At 72.7% G+C, this 13953-nt stretch carries 13 protein-coding genes; 4 read left to right on the top strand and 9 right to left on the bottom strand.

Going from position 1 to position 13953, the window contains the following annotated elements; genetic code table 11:
* Positions 1 to 111 precede the first annotated feature (111 nt).
* The 9 genes from QZV97_RS12195 to QZV97_RS12155 form a co-directional block, all read right to left on the bottom strand.
* Entirely contained in the window at positions 112 to 759 is a 648-nt protein-coding gene (locus QZV97_RS12195) for a DJ-1/PfpI family protein (RefSeq protein ID WP_295642265.1), read from the bottom strand.
* 5 nt (positions 760 to 764) lie between these two features.
* Positions 765 to 1880, bottom strand: a complete 1116-nt coding sequence (gene glcE, locus QZV97_RS12190; protein ID WP_295642263.1) for a glycolate oxidase subunit GlcE — start codon at positions 1878 to 1880, stop codon at positions 765 to 767.
* 15 nt (positions 1881 to 1895) lie between these two features.
* Positions 1896 to 3410 carry an FAD-linked oxidase C-terminal domain-containing protein gene (locus QZV97_RS12185; protein ID WP_295642261.1) on the bottom strand — a complete coding sequence of 505 codons (1515 nt, stop codon included), beginning with the start codon at positions 3408 to 3410 and terminating at the stop codon, positions 1896 to 1898.
* A gap of 220 nt (positions 3411 to 3630) precedes the next feature.
* Positions 3631 to 4209 (bottom strand): hypothetical protein, encoded by a 579-nt coding sequence (locus QZV97_RS12180; RefSeq protein ID WP_295642260.1) that lies wholly within the window; start codon positions 4207 to 4209, stop codon positions 3631 to 3633.
* An 8-nt stretch (positions 4210 to 4217) separates the two neighbouring features.
* Positions 4218 to 5495, bottom strand: a complete 1278-nt coding sequence (locus tag QZV97_RS12175) for an FIST N-terminal domain-containing protein (protein WP_295642258.1) — start codon at positions 5493 to 5495, stop codon at positions 4218 to 4220.
* 26 nt (positions 5496 to 5521) lie between these two features.
* The gene (locus QZV97_RS12170; RefSeq protein ID WP_295642256.1) at positions 5522 to 6217 is read right to left on the bottom strand and encodes a PhaM family polyhydroxyalkanoate granule multifunctional regulatory protein; all 696 of its coding nucleotides are present in this window, start codon (positions 6215 to 6217) and stop codon (positions 5522 to 5524) included.
* A gap of 94 nt (positions 6218 to 6311) precedes the next feature.
* Positions 6312 to 7277: a TraB/GumN family protein gene (locus tag QZV97_RS12165; protein WP_295642254.1), complete on the bottom strand. Its 966-nt coding sequence runs from the start codon at positions 7275 to 7277 to the stop codon at positions 6312 to 6314.
* 22 nt (positions 7278 to 7299) lie between these two features.
* Entirely contained in the window at positions 7300 to 7788 is a 489-nt protein-coding gene (locus tag QZV97_RS12160; RefSeq protein ID WP_295642253.1) for a retropepsin-like aspartic protease, read from the bottom strand.
* 7 nt (positions 7789 to 7795) lie between these two features.
* On the bottom strand, positions 7796 to 8782 hold the full coding sequence (locus tag QZV97_RS12155; RefSeq protein WP_295642251.1) for a fumarylacetoacetate hydrolase family protein: 987 nt from the start codon (positions 8780 to 8782) through the stop codon (positions 7796 to 7798).
* Between the two features lie 82 nt (positions 8783 to 8864).
* On the opposite strand from QZV97_RS12155, the gene QZV97_RS12150 reads away from it, so the two are divergent.
* The 4 genes from QZV97_RS12150 (at position 8865) to QZV97_RS12135 (ending at position 13933) form a co-directional block, all read left to right on the top strand.
* Positions 8865 to 9974: a DUF3108 domain-containing protein gene (locus tag QZV97_RS12150; RefSeq protein WP_295642249.1), complete on the top strand. Its 1110-nt coding sequence runs from the start codon at positions 8865 to 8867 to the stop codon at positions 9972 to 9974.
* Between the two features lie 79 nt (positions 9975 to 10053).
* On the top strand, positions 10054 to 10329 hold the full coding sequence (locus QZV97_RS12145) for a DUF3567 domain-containing protein (RefSeq protein ID WP_295642247.1): 276 nt from the start codon (positions 10054 to 10056) through the stop codon (positions 10327 to 10329).
* A 236-nt stretch (positions 10330 to 10565) separates the two neighbouring features.
* Positions 10566 to 12875, top strand: coding sequence for an AAA family ATPase (locus tag QZV97_RS12140; protein ID WP_295642245.1), 2310 nt, complete (start codon positions 10566 to 10568; stop codon positions 12873 to 12875).
* Positions 12872 to 13933: a homocysteine S-methyltransferase family protein gene (locus tag QZV97_RS12135; RefSeq protein WP_295642243.1), complete on the top strand. Its 1062-nt coding sequence runs from the start codon at positions 12872 to 12874 to the stop codon at positions 13931 to 13933. The genes QZV97_RS12140 and QZV97_RS12135 overlap by 4 nt, the downstream gene beginning before the upstream one ends.
* Positions 13934 to 13953 lie beyond the last annotated feature (20 nt).

Here is a 13953-nt window from a genome sequence, read left to right as displayed (position 1 = left end):
GGGCAGGTGGCGGTGCAGAAGCCGCAGTGCACGCACTTGCGCAGGATGGCTTCGGCCTCGGCGCCGTCGGCGCTGCCTGCGTACTCGGGGGCGAGGGTGGTCTGCATGCGCTCAGGCCGGCACGGTGTGCGCGGTGGCTGGCAGGTAGGGCCGCACATGGCCCAGCGCACGCGCGACGTAGTCGTCCTTCTCGCCCACCGGCGCCACGTAGTGCAAGGCGCTGTGCGCTTCGCGCTCGCCTTCGTCTCCGCCGACCAGCCGCGCGATGAGCCACGCGGCCAGGTACTGCGACGCGAGACAGCCGCCGGCAGTGGCGACATTGCCGCGCGCGAAGAAGGGCTGGTTCAGTACCTCGACGCCGGCCTCCTGCACCCAGGGCCTGGTGATGAGGTCGGTGCAGGCCGGCAGCCGGTCGGCGCCCTGGCCCAGCAACCCCAACTTCGCCAGCAGCAGCGTGCCCGAGCACTGCGCGCCGATCAGCTGGCGCGACGGATCGAGCTTCAGCGCGCCGAGGATCGTTGCGTCCTGCGCGATCTCTCGCGTCTTGATGCCGCTGCCGACGATCACCGCGTCGGCCGCGTTCGCGTCGGCGAGCGTGGCCTGGGCCTGCAGTACCACGCCGTTCATCGACGTCACCGTCGGCGTCGGGCAGGCCAGCGACACGCGCCAGCCCGGCCGCTTGACGCGATGGAGGATGCCGAGCGCGACGATCGAGTCCAGCTCGTTGTAGCCGTCGAAGGTGAGGATGGCGATGTGCATGAGGGTCAGAACTCCGGATAGAGCCGGCCGCGATTGAAGATCCCGGCCGGGTCGAACTCGCGCTTGAGCTCGCGGTGGATGCGCATCAGCGGCTCCGGCAGCGGCGCGAACACGCCGGCCGACTTGTCCTTGCCGCGCAACAGCGTCGCATGGCCGCCCGCACGCTGCGTGGCCTCGCGCACCGCGGCCGCCGGCGCGGCGCTGCACCACCAGCGCTGGCCGCCGCCCCACTCGATCAGCTGTTCGCCCGGCAGCTTGATCGCAGGCGCGGTCTGCGGCAGCGACAGGCGCCACAGCGCCACGCCCGAGCCGGACTCGACCGCCGTGCGCGCCTTGGTGAAGAACTCGTCCTCGTGGTCGCGCAGGCCGTCCCAGAACGGCGTCGCCAGCGCGTCGTCGATGCGCTCGCCGCCCAGGCGCGCCAGCGCGGCATCGACTGCGGCCTTGGCACCGCGCAGTCGCAGCAGCAGCATGCCGGCCCACCAGGCGCTGGCGCTGATCGGCAAGGGCTGGCCGCCCCAGGCGTTGAGCTGCTTCAGCGCCGCGGCCTCGTCCAGCTCGAAGCGCAAGGTGGCCGAGGCCGGCTGCAGCGGCAGGACCTTCAGCGACACCTCGAGGATCGCGCCCAGCACGCCCATCGACCCGGCCAGCAGCCGCGAGACGTCGTAGCCGGCGACGTTCTTGATGACCTGGCCGCCGAAGCTGAGCACCTCGCCGCGGCCGCTGAGCAGCGTCGCCCCCAGCACGTGGTCGCGCAGCGAGCCCACCGACGCGCGGCTCGGGCCGCTGAGGCCGGCCGACATCATCCCGCCGACCGTGCCGCGCCCGCCCGGACCTCCAGCAAAGCGCGGCGGCTCGAAGGGCAGGCACTGCCCTTGCTCGGCCAGCGCGGCTTCGAGGTCGGTAATCGGCGTGCCGGCGCGCGCGGTGACCACCAGCTCGGTCGGCTCGTAGCTCGAGATGCCGGCCAGCGGCGTCATGTCCAGCGGCTCGCCCTGGACCGTGCCGCCGTAGAAGGATTTGCTGCCGTGCCCGGCGATGGCGAGCGGCGTGCCGGCGGCCTGCGCGGCGCGGACGCGCTCGACCAGGGCGGCGAGCGCGGGATCGTTCGGTGTCGTCATCGAGAGGGCGCTGCTTCAGAAGCGGGGAAGGTCGGGGAAGGGCAGCAGCCCCTTCTTCACGTGCATCTTCCCGTACTCGGCGCAGCGGTGCAGCGTCGGGATGACCTTGCCGGGGTTCAGCAGGCCGGCGGGGTCGAAGGCGCGCTTGAGGCCCAGCATCTGCTCGCGCTCGGCGGGCGCGAACTGCACGCACATGCTGCTGAGTTTCTCGATGCCGACGCCATGCTCGCCGGTGACGGTGCCGCCGAGCGCGACGCTGGTCTCCAGGATGTCGGCGCCGAAGAGTTCGGCGCGGTGCAGCTGGTCGGGGTCGTTGGCGTCGAACAGGATCAGCGGGTGCAGGTTGCCGTCGCCGGCGTGGAAGACGTTGCAGCAGCGCAGGCCGTACTTCGTCTCCATCTCGCCGATGCGCGTCAGGATCTCGGCCAGCTGGCGGCGCGGGATGGTCGAGTCCATGCACATGTAGTCGGGGCTGATGCGACCGCTGGCCGGGAAGGCGTTCATGCGGCCGGACCAGAACTTCAGGCGCTCGGCCTCGGAGCTGCTGATCGCGAAGCGCGTCGCGCCGGCGCCTTCCATCACCGCGACCATGCGCGCGATCTCCTCTTCCACCTCTTCCGGCGTACCGTCGCTCTCGCAGATCAGGATCGCCGCGGCGTCGAGGTCGTAGCCGGCGTGCACGAAGTCCTCGACCGCGGCGGTCATCGGCTTGTCCATCATCTCCAGGCCCGCCGGGATGATGCCGGCGCCGATCAGCGCGGCGACCGCGTCGCCGGCCTTGCGCAGGTCGTCGAAGCTGGCGAGGATGGCGCGCGCCAGGATGGGCTTGGGCACGAGCTTGACCGTGACCTCGATCGTCACCGCCAGCATGCCCTCCGAGCCGATCACCGCGGCCAGCAGGTCCAGGCCGGGCGCGTCGAGCGCCTCGCTGCCGAACTCGACCGGCGCGCCGTCGATGGCGAAGCCGCGCACGCGCAGCACGTTGTGGATCGTCAGGCCGTATTTCAGGCAGTGCATGCCGCCGGAGTTCTCGGCGACGTTGCCGCCGATGGTGCAGGCGATCTTGCTGCTGGGATCGGGCGCGTAGTACAGGCCGTGCGGAGCGGCGGCCTCGCTGATCGCCGCATTGCGCACGCCGGCCTGGACCACCGCGGTGCGGCTCACGGGGTCGACCTTGAGGATGCGGTTGAACTTGGCGAGCGACAGCGTCACGCCCAGCTCGTGCGGCATCGCACCCCCCGACAGCCCCGTGCCGGCGCCGCGCGCCACCACCGGCACCTGCAGGCGATTGCAGGCCTGCAGCACGGCGCTGACCTGGGCCTCGGTCTCGGGCAGCGCGACCGCGAGCGGCATCGCGCGGTAGGCGGTGAGGCCGTCGCATTCGTAGGGAATGGTGTCCTCGCGCTGCCACAGCAGGGCATGCGCCGGCAGCAGCGGCCGCAGCGCCGCGACCACCTCGGCCTGGCGGCGCTGGCGTTCCTCGCGCGACACGGGGGCATCCGACGCGCGGGCGTCGGCGGGGGCGTTCATGGTGGTCTCCTCGCGGGCCGGTCGCGCCTGCAGGCTGCGCCGGATCGGACGCTAGCTTAAGCGCTGGCAGGCCGGCCGGGCCGTGCGGTGCAGTCAGTGCGGCTTTGACGGCGATGTGCGCAATCGCGCCGCCGGTCCGGGCTCTCAAGTCGATCCGGCTTTGCCGGGCGACTTGAACCCCCGCGGGGGGCGGGCCGGGCTGGGCCGGCCCTGGGGGCGCTCAGGAGGCCGCAGCGGTCTCGCGGTTGGGGCCGGGCGGCGGCGTCGCACCCGGTCGCGGCGCGGGCTGGGGCCCCGGCTTGGGCGGCTTGATGTCGGGCGGCCGCGTCGGCGGCTCGGGCCGGGGGCGCCAGGGGCGGTGCGGCGGCAGGACCACCACCTGGGGCGCCTGCTCGGCCTCGGCGCGGGCGCGCGCGGCGTCGCGTTCGGCCTGCGCCTGCGCGGCCTTGACGCGGGCCAGTTCGAGTTCCTTGTCGCGCTCGCGCTGACGCTCGATCTGGCGCGCGATGCGTTCGCTGACGGCGTCGGACTCGCGCTGCGAGGCGGCACGTCGCGCGGCGGCCTCGGCCGGATCCTCGGGGGTCGTGGCCCAGCGGCGCTCGATCTTCGCGCCGGGCTGGATCTGGTCGCTGAAGATCACGCGGCCGTCGGGCAGGCGCTGCTGGACGATCTCGCGCGCGGGCGGCGGGCCGGAGGGTGGCGCCGACGCCGCGCTGGCGGGGGACGCTGCGGGCGCATCGGCCGCCTGCCCGGCGGGCACGACGGCGAGCGACAGCAACAGCGCGGCCAGGCGATGCATCGCCGCGCTCATACCGGGGTGGTGAACACCGTCAGCACGCCGGTGTAGCCGTAGAGATGGTGATGACCGATCTCGCCGGCGGCGAAGAAGCCGACCAGCGGCACGTCGCCCAGCGCATGCTTCAGCAGCTGCAGCTCGGCCGAGGGCGCGCCGAAGTGCGGGCCGCCGCGGCCGGTGCAGCTGACGTACAGCGCCCCGGCGATCTGGCGACCGCCCACCGGCGGCGGCGGCATGCCGGTGGCGGCCTGGGTCGCCAGCGCGAGCGGTTGCGCGACCAGCGGCAGGTCCTCGGGTTCGAGCGCGGCACGCACCTCGGTGGCGATGCGCACCAGGTCGCGCCGCGCGGCGTCGGTGTCGCGGCGGCAGAAGGCCAGCTGCTGGCCGCGCTCGGCGATGTCGGCGACCGCGATGCCGCGCCGCTGCGGGTCGATGCCGATCAGGTGGCGCACGCGGGTCTCGGTGCCGAAGGCGCCGCGCCGTGCCGGCGTCGCGAACTCGGGGTTCTGTGCCGGCAGGCCGAACTCGGCCGCTTCCTCGTGGTCGCTCAGGCCGACCAGCGTGCTGCGCAGGCGCGGCAGGGCCTCGCGCGGCGCGTGCTCGTCGACGCCCAGGTCACCGAGCAGGCAGTCGAGCGCCGGCTCGCCGTCGAGCGCATAGACGACGTTGCGCTCGACCTCGGTGATGCGCCGCGTCGGCCCGACCGGCTGGCAGCCCTGGGTGACGCGCGAGACGATGGCGACGTCGGCGTCGAAGGCCACGCCCGACAGGCCGCCTTCGAACACGCCGCCGCCCGCGCCGTCGGCGGCGAGCGTCAGCGTGCGTTGGCGTGCCGAGGCCAGGCCGCCGAACAGGTAGCCGCTGCCGACGCGCCGGCTCAGCTCGCCGATCAGGCTGGCGAGCTCGGTCGTCGACGGGTCGGCGTGGACCAGCGCCGTGTGCGGCAGGAAGCCGCGCTCGGCCTGCAGCGGCCGGCGGCCGGAGAAGACGCGGAACTGCTCGCGCGGCAGCTCGGACAGCATCACCGCGAGGCCGGGTTCGTCGAAGTACTCGACGCCGCCGGCGCACACGCCGACGCCCACCGCGCCGACCCAGGCCGTGCCGGGGTAGTGCTGACGCAGCGCGGCCAGCAGCGGCTCGGCCGCGGCGGCATGGGCTTCGCCGAAGTAGCACCAGCCCAGCGTCGGCGCAGGACGGCCGGCGCGTCGCGCGTCGAGATCGGCGGTGACGCGCGCCAGCGCGGTCCGCCAGTCGGGATGCGCTGCGTGGGCGTGGACGAAAGTCTGCATGGAAGGGAAGCTTCTGGCCGCCTTCTTCAGCGGCGGCGGGTGACTCGCTTGGCCGGCGTGCCCTTGCGGGCGGCCTTGGCCTGGGCCGCGGAGCGCGCCACGTTGTTGACGACGCCGCCGGCCACCTCGGCGGCCTTGCGGGCCGGGGCCATGCCGACCTTGATGGTCTGCTCGGCGGCGTTGAAGCTCTGCTTGACCAGGTTGCCGGCCAGCTGCCTGGCCGAGTCGGAGGCGGCGTCCTTCATGGCCGTCGCGGCGAGCTGCGTGAACTGCTTGGTGAGCGCGCCCCACCACTGCGTCGGGTCGACGACGCCGGGCGGCGGCAGCGCGGCGGCCTTGGACTTCGCGCTGCGCGCCGCGGCCTGCTTCTTCGCGGGGGCGGGCGTCGCGGGCGCGGGTGCGGCGGCCACTTCGTCGGGCATCTTGATGCGCAGCGACTCGCGCAGGTCGGCGACCTGCACGTTCATCGTCTTCAGCGTCGACAGCGTCATGCGCTGCACCTCGAGCGCCTGGATCGTCGCGCCCAGCATGCGCGCGTTCTGCTCCAGCCAGAACTGCACGGTGCGCAGTTCCTCGATGCGCTTCTCCAGCTCCTCGGGGTTGAGCGTCGGCGCGACCCACTGGCCGATGTTGGGCAGCACCGACCCGGCGTTCTTGACCAGGCCTTGCAGGAAGTCGAAGCCGGGAACCATCTTCGCGAAGTCGGGCGCGCTGGCGGTCATGGGAGTCTCCTCGTTGCTTTTATGGAAGGGCGATGACAGAGAGCGGAGCCATTGTGCGGCGGGGCGTGCCGCTTGTGGGCGGCGGTTACGCCGTTCACGGGGCGAACGTGACGCGTTCCACCCGGTAGCCGCGCGCGCCCAGCAAAGCCGGCAATCCTTGGGGTCCGATGAAGTGCAGGCTGCCCACGCCGACCAGGATCGGGCCGGACTCGCGGTGCAGGGCGTCGATGCGCTCGACCATCGCGAGGTTGCGTTCGTCGAGCAGCCGGCGCATCAGTTCCCGATCGGCCTCGCTGCCCATGCACTCGCACCACTGCGGATAGCTTTCCAGCGCGGCCAGGTCGCCGTCGGCCCAGACCTGCGCGACGCGCCGCAGCATCGGGCGCGCCCGGCCGCTGTCCAGTTCGTCCAGCGTCTGTTCGACGAAGCGCTCGACGCCGTCCGGCCCGTCGCCCTTCAGCGCCGTGAGCTGCAGGTCCAGGTTCTCGAGCGCGACGACGCGCTTGCCGGCCGCGTGGCCGAACGCGGCCAGCATCGCGTCGATCGCGTAGGCCGGATCGAGGCCGTCGCGCCGGCCCGCCAGCGCGCCCAGCGTGGCCGCCTGCAGCATCGCCGGCATGCCGTCCAGCGCGCCGGCCGGCAGGCATTCGGCGGCGAGGCGCTGCGCCAGCCGCCGCCGCAGCGGCGCGGGCAGCGCCGGCTCGCGGACCGGCGGGGGTTCGCGGAGTTGCTGGTGCAGGGCGGGATCGGTCAGGTCGATCTCGAGCGCGACGACGCGCGCTTCGCTCAGCGCCGCCGCGAGCCGCGGCCCGGGCAGGGCCCAGGCCAGGCGCGCGACGTGCACCGTGCCGTAGAGCCAGGAGCGCCGGCCGTCGCGCTCGACGCGCCACAGGAAGCCGCGGTCTCGGGCGGCGGCGCGGGCCGCGGCCAGGTCCTGCGCGGTCGGCAGCGTGGCGACCGGCGGGCAGTCCGCCTCGGCCGCGCGCAAGGGCGCGGCCAGCAGGGGCAGCGCTGCGAGCAGCAGGCTGCGGATGAACGACGAGATCAGGCGGCGACCCATGGCCGCACCAGCTTACGCCGGCTCAGCGTCCGGTGGCCGGCTCGATGCGCAAGACCCCGCCCTGCTGCTGCCAGCGCAGCTTGCCCAGCACGTCCATGCCGAGCAGGGGGTTGTCGCCGAGCGCCGGCAGCACGACCAGCGGCAGGCGCTCGACGCGCACGCCGCCGTCCAGCACGAGGTCGGCGCGCGCCACCTCGCCGCGCACCACGCCGCCGGCGGTGCTGGACTGCACGCTGCCGATCGCCTCGAGCCCGAGCTCGCGCGCCAGCGCCGTCGAGATCGCGGTCGTCGTCGCGCCGGTGTCGACCAGGAAGTCGACGTTGCGGCCGTTCAGGCGCGCCGGCCAGTGGTAGTGCCCGTCGGGGCCGCGGCGGATCTCGATCGTGCCGCCGTCGTGCGAGAAGCGCGACTTCTGCTGCTGCGCCTCGAGCGTGCGGAACCCCAGGAAGACGGCGATGCCGACCAGCAGCCAGACGGTGGCGATCTTGAGCGTGCGCGGGAACTCGCTCACCGCGGGCTCAGCGGGCGTGCACGGCCACGGTCTGCTCGATCGCGCCGAACACGCTCTGGCCGTCGGCACCCTTCATGTCGATGCGGATGCTGTCGCCGGCCTTCATGAAGGCGGTCTGCGGGCTGCCGCCCTCGATGGTCTCGATCGCGCGCTTCTCGGCGATGCAGCTGTAGCCGTGGGTCCAGTCCTTGTTGCTGACGGTGCCGCTTCCGACGATGCTCCCGGCGCGCAGGTTGCGCGTCTTGCCGACGTGCGCGATCAGCTGGCCGAAGTGGAAGGTCATCTCGGGGCCGGCCTCGCACAGGCCGACACGCCGGCCGTTCCACACCGACTCCAGGCTCAGGTGCAGGCGCCCGCCTTTCCAGGCGCCGCCCAGCTCGTCGGGCGTCACCGCGACCGGGCTGAAGGCGGTGGCCGGCTTGCTCTGGAGGAAGCCGAAGCCCTTGGCCAGCTCGGCCGGGATCAGGTTGCGCAGGCTCCAGTCGTTGGCCAGCATCACGAGGCGGATCGCGTCGATCGCGGCCTCGGGCGTCACGCCCATCGCGACGTCGCCGGTGACGACCGCGACCTCGGCCTCGAAGTCGATGCCCCAGTCTTCCGACAGGAAGGACGCCGTGTCGCGCGGGCCCAGGAAGTCGTCGCTGCCGCCCTGGTACATCAGCGGGTCGGTGTAGAAGCTTTCGGGCACCTCGGCGTTGCGCGCCTTGCGCACCAGCTCGACGTGGTTGATGTAGGCCGAGCCGTCGGCCCACTGGCAGGCGCGCGGCAGCGGCGCCATGCACATCGCGGGGTCGAAGGGGAAGGCATGGCGTGCCTTGCCGCCGTTGAGCGTCTCGTACAGGTCCTGGAGCTGCGGCGCGACGAAGTTCCAGTCGTCCAGCGCCTGTTGCAGGCGGGTCGCGATGCCGGTGGCATGGTGCGCGGTGGACAGGTCGCGCGAGACGACGACCAGCTGGCCGTCGCGCGAGCCATCCTTGTAGGTGGCGAGTTTCATGGTGGGGGCTTGCCGCAGCGCGCGGTCCGCGCGGCGGGGATTCGCTACAGTGAATCGAGGCCAGGATTGTAGATTTGCCCCCATGACCCCGCGTTCTCCCCTCGCACCCGCGCCGCTGCGGCGTCGCGCCGGTCTCGCGCTGCTGGCGCTGGCTGCCGTGGTGGCGCTGCTGCACGGCTGGGTGATCGACGGCGTGGCGCGCGCAGCGCCTCCCGCGGCCGCCACCCGGCCGCCGGCGGCGGTGATGCTGGCCGCGCTGCGGCCCGAGACCGTCGCTATGACGCAGACAGCTGCCGAGCCCGAGCGCAGCGAGCCGGCAGCGGTCGAGCCGCCGCCTGTCGCACCGCCCAGGCCCCGTGTGGCACCACGACCGCTGCCGGCGCTGCCCCCGACCGAGACTCCGGCCATGCCGAGCGACGCCGCACCGACGCCCGCAGTGCCCGCCGAGCCTGCCGCACCGACACCCGCCACGCTGCCCGCCGAGACCGAGCCGCCGCTCATCCTGCTTGCGGCCGCCGCGACGGCCGCCCCGGCCGCCGCCGGAGTGCCGCCGCCGATCTACCGCACGCGCATTCCCGCGGCGGCCCAGGTCAGCTACCGCCTCAGCCGCGGCGCGCTGGCCGGCACCGGCGAGCTGGACTGGCGGCCCGAGAAGGGCGGCTACAGCCTCAAGCTCGAAGGCCGTCTGCCGCTGATCGGCACCCTCATCACGCAGACCAGCCGCGGCGGCTTCGACGCGGCGGGCCTGGCGCCCGAGCGCTACACCGACCGCCGCCTGAAGCGCGGCGAGCAGGCCGCCAACTTCGAGCGCGCCAGCGGCCGCATCAGCTTCTCGGGCCAGAACCCCGAGCTGCCGCTGTCGCCCGGGGTGCAGGACCGCCTGAGCGTGATGCTGCAGCTGGCGGCGATCGTCAACGCCTGGAGCAAGCCGCCGGCGGCCGGCGAGCACCTGCGCATCGAGGTGGTCGGCGCGCGCGGCGACTCGCACCAGTGGTCGCTGCGCTTCGAGGGGCCGCAGGCCATCGACACGCCCGACGGCCGCGTGGCGGCGCTGCGCTTCCTGCGCGAACCCGAGAACCCGCAGGACACGCGGGCCGAGTTCTGGCTCGACCCGGCGCGCCAGCACCTGCCGGTGAAGGTGGTGCTGACTGACGGCAAGGGCGAGCCGCTCGAACTGCTGCGCATGAAGTGAGTCGAACGCCCTGGGTGCCCGGGACGGGCTGGCTTGAAACCTGCAAGCCGGCCCTCAACTGGGCTTCGAAGGGGAAACCATGCAGATGCTCTACAACTCCGCGAACTTCGCGGTCGTGCAGTTCGAGGTCGCGACCGGCGAGACCGGACGCGCCGACACGCCGCCGCTGACCCGCGGCGGCTACGAGATCGTCGACAAGTTCGCCCGCAAGGAGATCTTCATCGAAGGCGCGCTCGCGGCCAGCTTCCGCGAGGGCGTCGACGCGCTGATCGAGACCTCGCCCTCCGAGGAAGAGATCGACGCCTACGTCGGCCGCTACGCCGCGCTGATGCAGCAGCCGTTGACACTGCACTGAGCGGCCGCGCAGAGGGGCCCCGGGCCCGCCCGGGGATCGAAGCCCGGCGAAGTGCAGCGTCGCACGACGCCACGGCGGCGGCATCCGATCGTCCAGTCGCGAGGGCACTGCACTGAGCGGCTCCGGGCTTGTCCCGGAGATTCGTGCGGATACCACCTCTCGCCGGCAGGGCTTGCCGCGACGGCTGGCCTGGGTCAAGATGAATCGTCACCCTGATCCCAGCCGGAAGCCGATCCATGGCGAGGAGTCCTGCCGAGTCGCGTCCCCTGCTGTCCCCCGGCCTCGCCGAAGCGCCGGTGCTGGACCGGCTGTGCTCGCAGTTCGTGCTGACGCTGGCGCTGCGCCACCTGGGGCGCTTCAACCTGCGGCGCGACTGGAATGCGCTGCTGTCGCTCACCGGCCGCCACCTGGTCTGGCCGCCCAGCGTGCTGCGGCGGCTGCGCGACTACCTCGCCACGCGGGTGCGCCAGCACGAGGCCTGGAACGGCCACGACGCGCTGGGCGACGCGGCCTTCGTGGCGCGCTTCGGTGCCTGGCGCGGGCCCTATGAGGAAGGCACGCTGTTCTTCTACATCGACGAGTACCTGAAGGACGCGCCCAAGGACCTGCTGGCGGTGCTGGGCGCCACCTGCGAGTGGCTGCAGCGCAGCGTCAAGAAGGAATCGACGCTGGTGCAGAAGAACATCGACGCGCTGGCCGGGCTGCTGCAGCTCAACCCGGCCGAGCGCGCGCTGCTGCTGTACGGCACGCTCGCCCGCTATCAGCGCGACCTGCGCGGCCTGCTGGTCGAGTTCAAGGTCTCGTCGGCCCAGGAGGCCTACGCCGCGATCGCCGAGGTGGCGGGCGTCGACCAGCGCGAGGTGGCCGAAGCGCTGCGCGCCGGCTCGCGGCTCGAGCGCATCGGCATGGTCGAGAACCTGATCTCCGAACACAACATCACCGACCTGGCCGACCTGATGAAGGTCAGCGAGCAGCTGCCGCCGGTGCTGATGCGCGAGTACGCCGGTGCCAGCGACCTGATGGCCGTCTTCACCAAGCCGGCGCTGCCGACCGAGCTGGGCCTGGCCGACTTCGAGTTCGTCGCCGAGGACGCGAAGGTGCTGGTCGCGCTGCTGAAGAACGCGGTCGCGCGCAAGGAGCCCGGCGTCAACGTGCTGCTCTACGGCCCGCCCGGCACCGGCAAGACCGAGCTGGCCAAGGTGGCGGCGCAGGCGGCGGGGCTCGAGCTGTACGAGGTCGAGTCGGCCGACCGCGACGGCCATTCGCTGTCGGGCCGCGACCGCTACCGCTCGCTGCAACTGAGCCAGGTCTTCCTGAAGGGCAGCCCCAGGGTCGCGCTGCTGTTCGACGAGGTCGAGGACGTGTTCCCGCCGCTGTCCAGCGACACCGCGCAGCTGATGGCGCGCATGGAGCTGAGCGACAGCGGCACGCCCAACTCGGTGGGCGGCAAGGCCTGGGTCAACCAGATCCTGGAAACGAACCCGGTGCCGGTGGTCTGGGTCACCAACCGCATCGAGCAGATCGACCCGGCCTTCCGGCGGCGCTTCCAGTACCACCTGGAATTGAACTCGCCGCCGCCCGGCGCGCGCGAGGCCATCGTGCAGCGCGCGCTGGCCGGCGTGGACGCGGCGCCCGAGTTCGTCGCCAGGCTCGCCGGCCGGGCCGGGCTGACGCCGGCGCAGATCCGCACCGCGGTGCGCTTCGCCCGGCTGGCCTGCGCCGACGACGCGCCGTCCCAGACGCTGATCGAGCGCCAGCTCGGCAATGCCGACAAGGCCCTGGGCCTGCGCCCGCGCGACGGCGCGACGCGGCCGGTGGTCACGCACTACGACCTGGGGCTGCTGAACGTCGACACGCGCTTCGAGGTGCCGCGCATCGTCGAGGCGCTCAAGCGCCGCGGCTGCGGCACCTTGTGTCTCTACGGGCCGCCGGGCACCGGCAAGACGGCGCTGGCCGAGCACATCGCCGCCGAGCTGGGCAAGCCGCTGGCCATCAAGCGCGCCTCCGACCTCGTCAGCAAGTACGTCGGCGAGACCGAGCAGAACCTCGCGCGCATGTTCGACGAAGCCGAGCGCGAAGGCGCGGTGCTGCTGCTCGACGAGGCCGACAGCTTCCTGCGCAGCCGGCTGCGCGCCGAGCGCAGCTACGAGGTGACCGAGGTCAACGAGATGCTGCAGGGCATGGAGCGCTTCGGCGGCGTGTTCGTCTGCACCACCAACCTGTTCGAGGAGCTGGACGAGGCGGCGCTGCGGCGCTTCTCGTTCAAGATCCGCTTCAAGCCGCTGGAGCCGCCGCAGCGCGAGCGCATGTTCGTCGCCGAGGCGCTGGGGGGCGATGCGAGCGCGCTGACGGACGAGCAGCGCGGGCGCCTCGCGCAGCTGGACCTGCTGACGCCGGGCGACTTCGCGGCCGTGCAGCGCCAGGTCGAGATCCTGGGCGCCCCCTTCGAGCCCGATGCCTTCCTGTCGCAGCTGGAGGCCGAGCACAGGGTCAAGCCCGGCGTGCGCGACCGCCGCAGCATCGGCTTCCTACAATCCGGGGCATGAAGACCCTGCCCTACACCCGCGCCGCGCTGCTGCCCGAGCTGCTGAAGCAGCGCATCCTGATCCTCGACGGCGCGATGGGCACGATGATCCAGCGCTACAAGCTCGGCGAGGCCGACTACCGCGGCACGCGCTTCGCGGACCATGCCAAGGACCTGAAGGGCAACAACGAGCTGCTGCAGTTCACGCGGCCCGACGTGATCAGCGAGATCCACGAGGGCTACCTCGCCGCCGGCGCCGACCTGATCGAGACCAACACCTTCGGCGCGACCTCGATCGCCCAGGACGACTATGGCCTGGGGGCCGTCGCGCGCGAGATGAACGTTGCCGCGGCCAGGCTGGCACGCGCCGCGGCGACCAAGTTCAGCACGCCCGACAAGCCGCGCTTCGTGGCGGGCGCCTTCGGGCCGACGCCGCGCACCGCCAGCATCAGCCCCGACGTCAACGATCCCGCGGCGCGCAACGTGAGTTTCGACGAGCTGCGCGCGGCCTACCGCGAGCAGGCCGAGGGCCTGCTGGAAGGTGGCGCCGACCTGTTCCTGGTCGAGACCATCTTCGACACGCTCAACGCCAAGGCCGCGATCTTCGCGATCGACGAGCTGTTCGAGGCCACCGGCGAACGCCTGCCGGTCATCATCAGCGGCACCGTGACCGACGCTTCGGGCCGCATCCTGAGCGGCCAGACCGTGGGCGCGTTCTGGAACTCGGTCCGTCACGCGAAGCCCATCGCCGTGGGCCTGAACTGCGCGCTCGGCGCCGCACTGATGCGGCCCTACATCGAGGAGCTGGCCAAGGTCGCCGGCGACACCTTCATCTCCTGCTATCCCAACGCCGGCCTGCCCAACCCGATGAGCGACACCGGCTTCGACGAGACGCCGGCGATCACCGGCGGTCTGGTCGAGGGCTTCGCGAAGGAAGGCTTCCTCAACATCGCCGGCGGCTGCTGCGGTACGACGCCCGAGCACATCGCCGAGATCGCCAGGCGCGTCGCGGCCTACCGGCCGCGGGCGCGCCAGGAGCGCTGGATCAGCGCCCTGGCCGACGAGGCGCAGGCGGCCTGAGCCGCACCGCCTGCGCTGCC

It is taken from the genome of uncultured Methylibium sp. (assembly GCF_902826655.1).
GTDB lineage: Bacteria > Pseudomonadota > Gammaproteobacteria > Burkholderiales > Burkholderiaceae_C > Methylibium.
This window is presented reverse-complemented; position numbering and strand designations above follow the sequence as displayed.

Excerpts from the sequence above, each read along its gene's own strand:
- QZV97_RS12195 (WP_295642265.1), bottom strand. The coding sequence starts at position 759 with ATGCACATCGCCATCCTCACCTTCGACGGCTACAACGAGCTGGACTCG.
- glcE (WP_295642263.1), bottom strand. The coding sequence starts at position 1,880 with ATGACGACACCGAACGATCCCGCGCTCGCCGCCCTGGTCGAGCGCGTC.
- QZV97_RS12185 (WP_295642261.1), bottom strand. The coding sequence starts at position 3,410 with ATGAACGCCCCCGCCGACGCCCGCGCGTCGGATGCCCCCGTGTCGCGC.
- QZV97_RS12180 (WP_295642260.1), bottom strand. The coding sequence starts at position 4,209 with ATGCATCGCCTGGCCGCGCTGTTGCTGTCGCTCGCCGTCGTGCCCGCC.
- QZV97_RS12175 (WP_295642258.1), bottom strand. The coding sequence starts at position 5,495 with ATGCAGACTTTCGTCCACGCCCACGCAGCGCATCCCGACTGGCGGACC.
- QZV97_RS12170 (WP_295642256.1), bottom strand. The coding sequence starts at position 6,217 with ATGACCGCCAGCGCGCCCGACTTCGCGAAGATGGTTCCCGGCTTCGAC.
- QZV97_RS12165 (WP_295642254.1), bottom strand. The coding sequence starts at position 7,277 with ATGGGTCGCCGCCTGATCTCGTCGTTCATCCGCAGCCTGCTGCTCGCA.
- QZV97_RS12155 (WP_295642251.1), bottom strand. The coding sequence starts at position 8,782 with ATGAAACTCGCCACCTACAAGGATGGCTCGCGCGACGGCCAGCTGGTC.
- QZV97_RS12150 (WP_295642249.1), top strand. The coding sequence starts at position 8,865 with ATGACCCCGCGTTCTCCCCTCGCACCCGCGCCGCTGCGGCGTCGCGCC.
- QZV97_RS12145 (WP_295642247.1), top strand. The coding sequence starts at position 10,054 with ATGCAGATGCTCTACAACTCCGCGAACTTCGCGGTCGTGCAGTTCGAG.
- QZV97_RS12140 (WP_295642245.1), top strand. The coding sequence starts at position 10,566 with ATGGCGAGGAGTCCTGCCGAGTCGCGTCCCCTGCTGTCCCCCGGCCTC.
- QZV97_RS12135 (WP_295642243.1), top strand. The coding sequence starts at position 12,872 with ATGAAGACCCTGCCCTACACCCGCGCCGCGCTGCTGCCCGAGCTGCTG.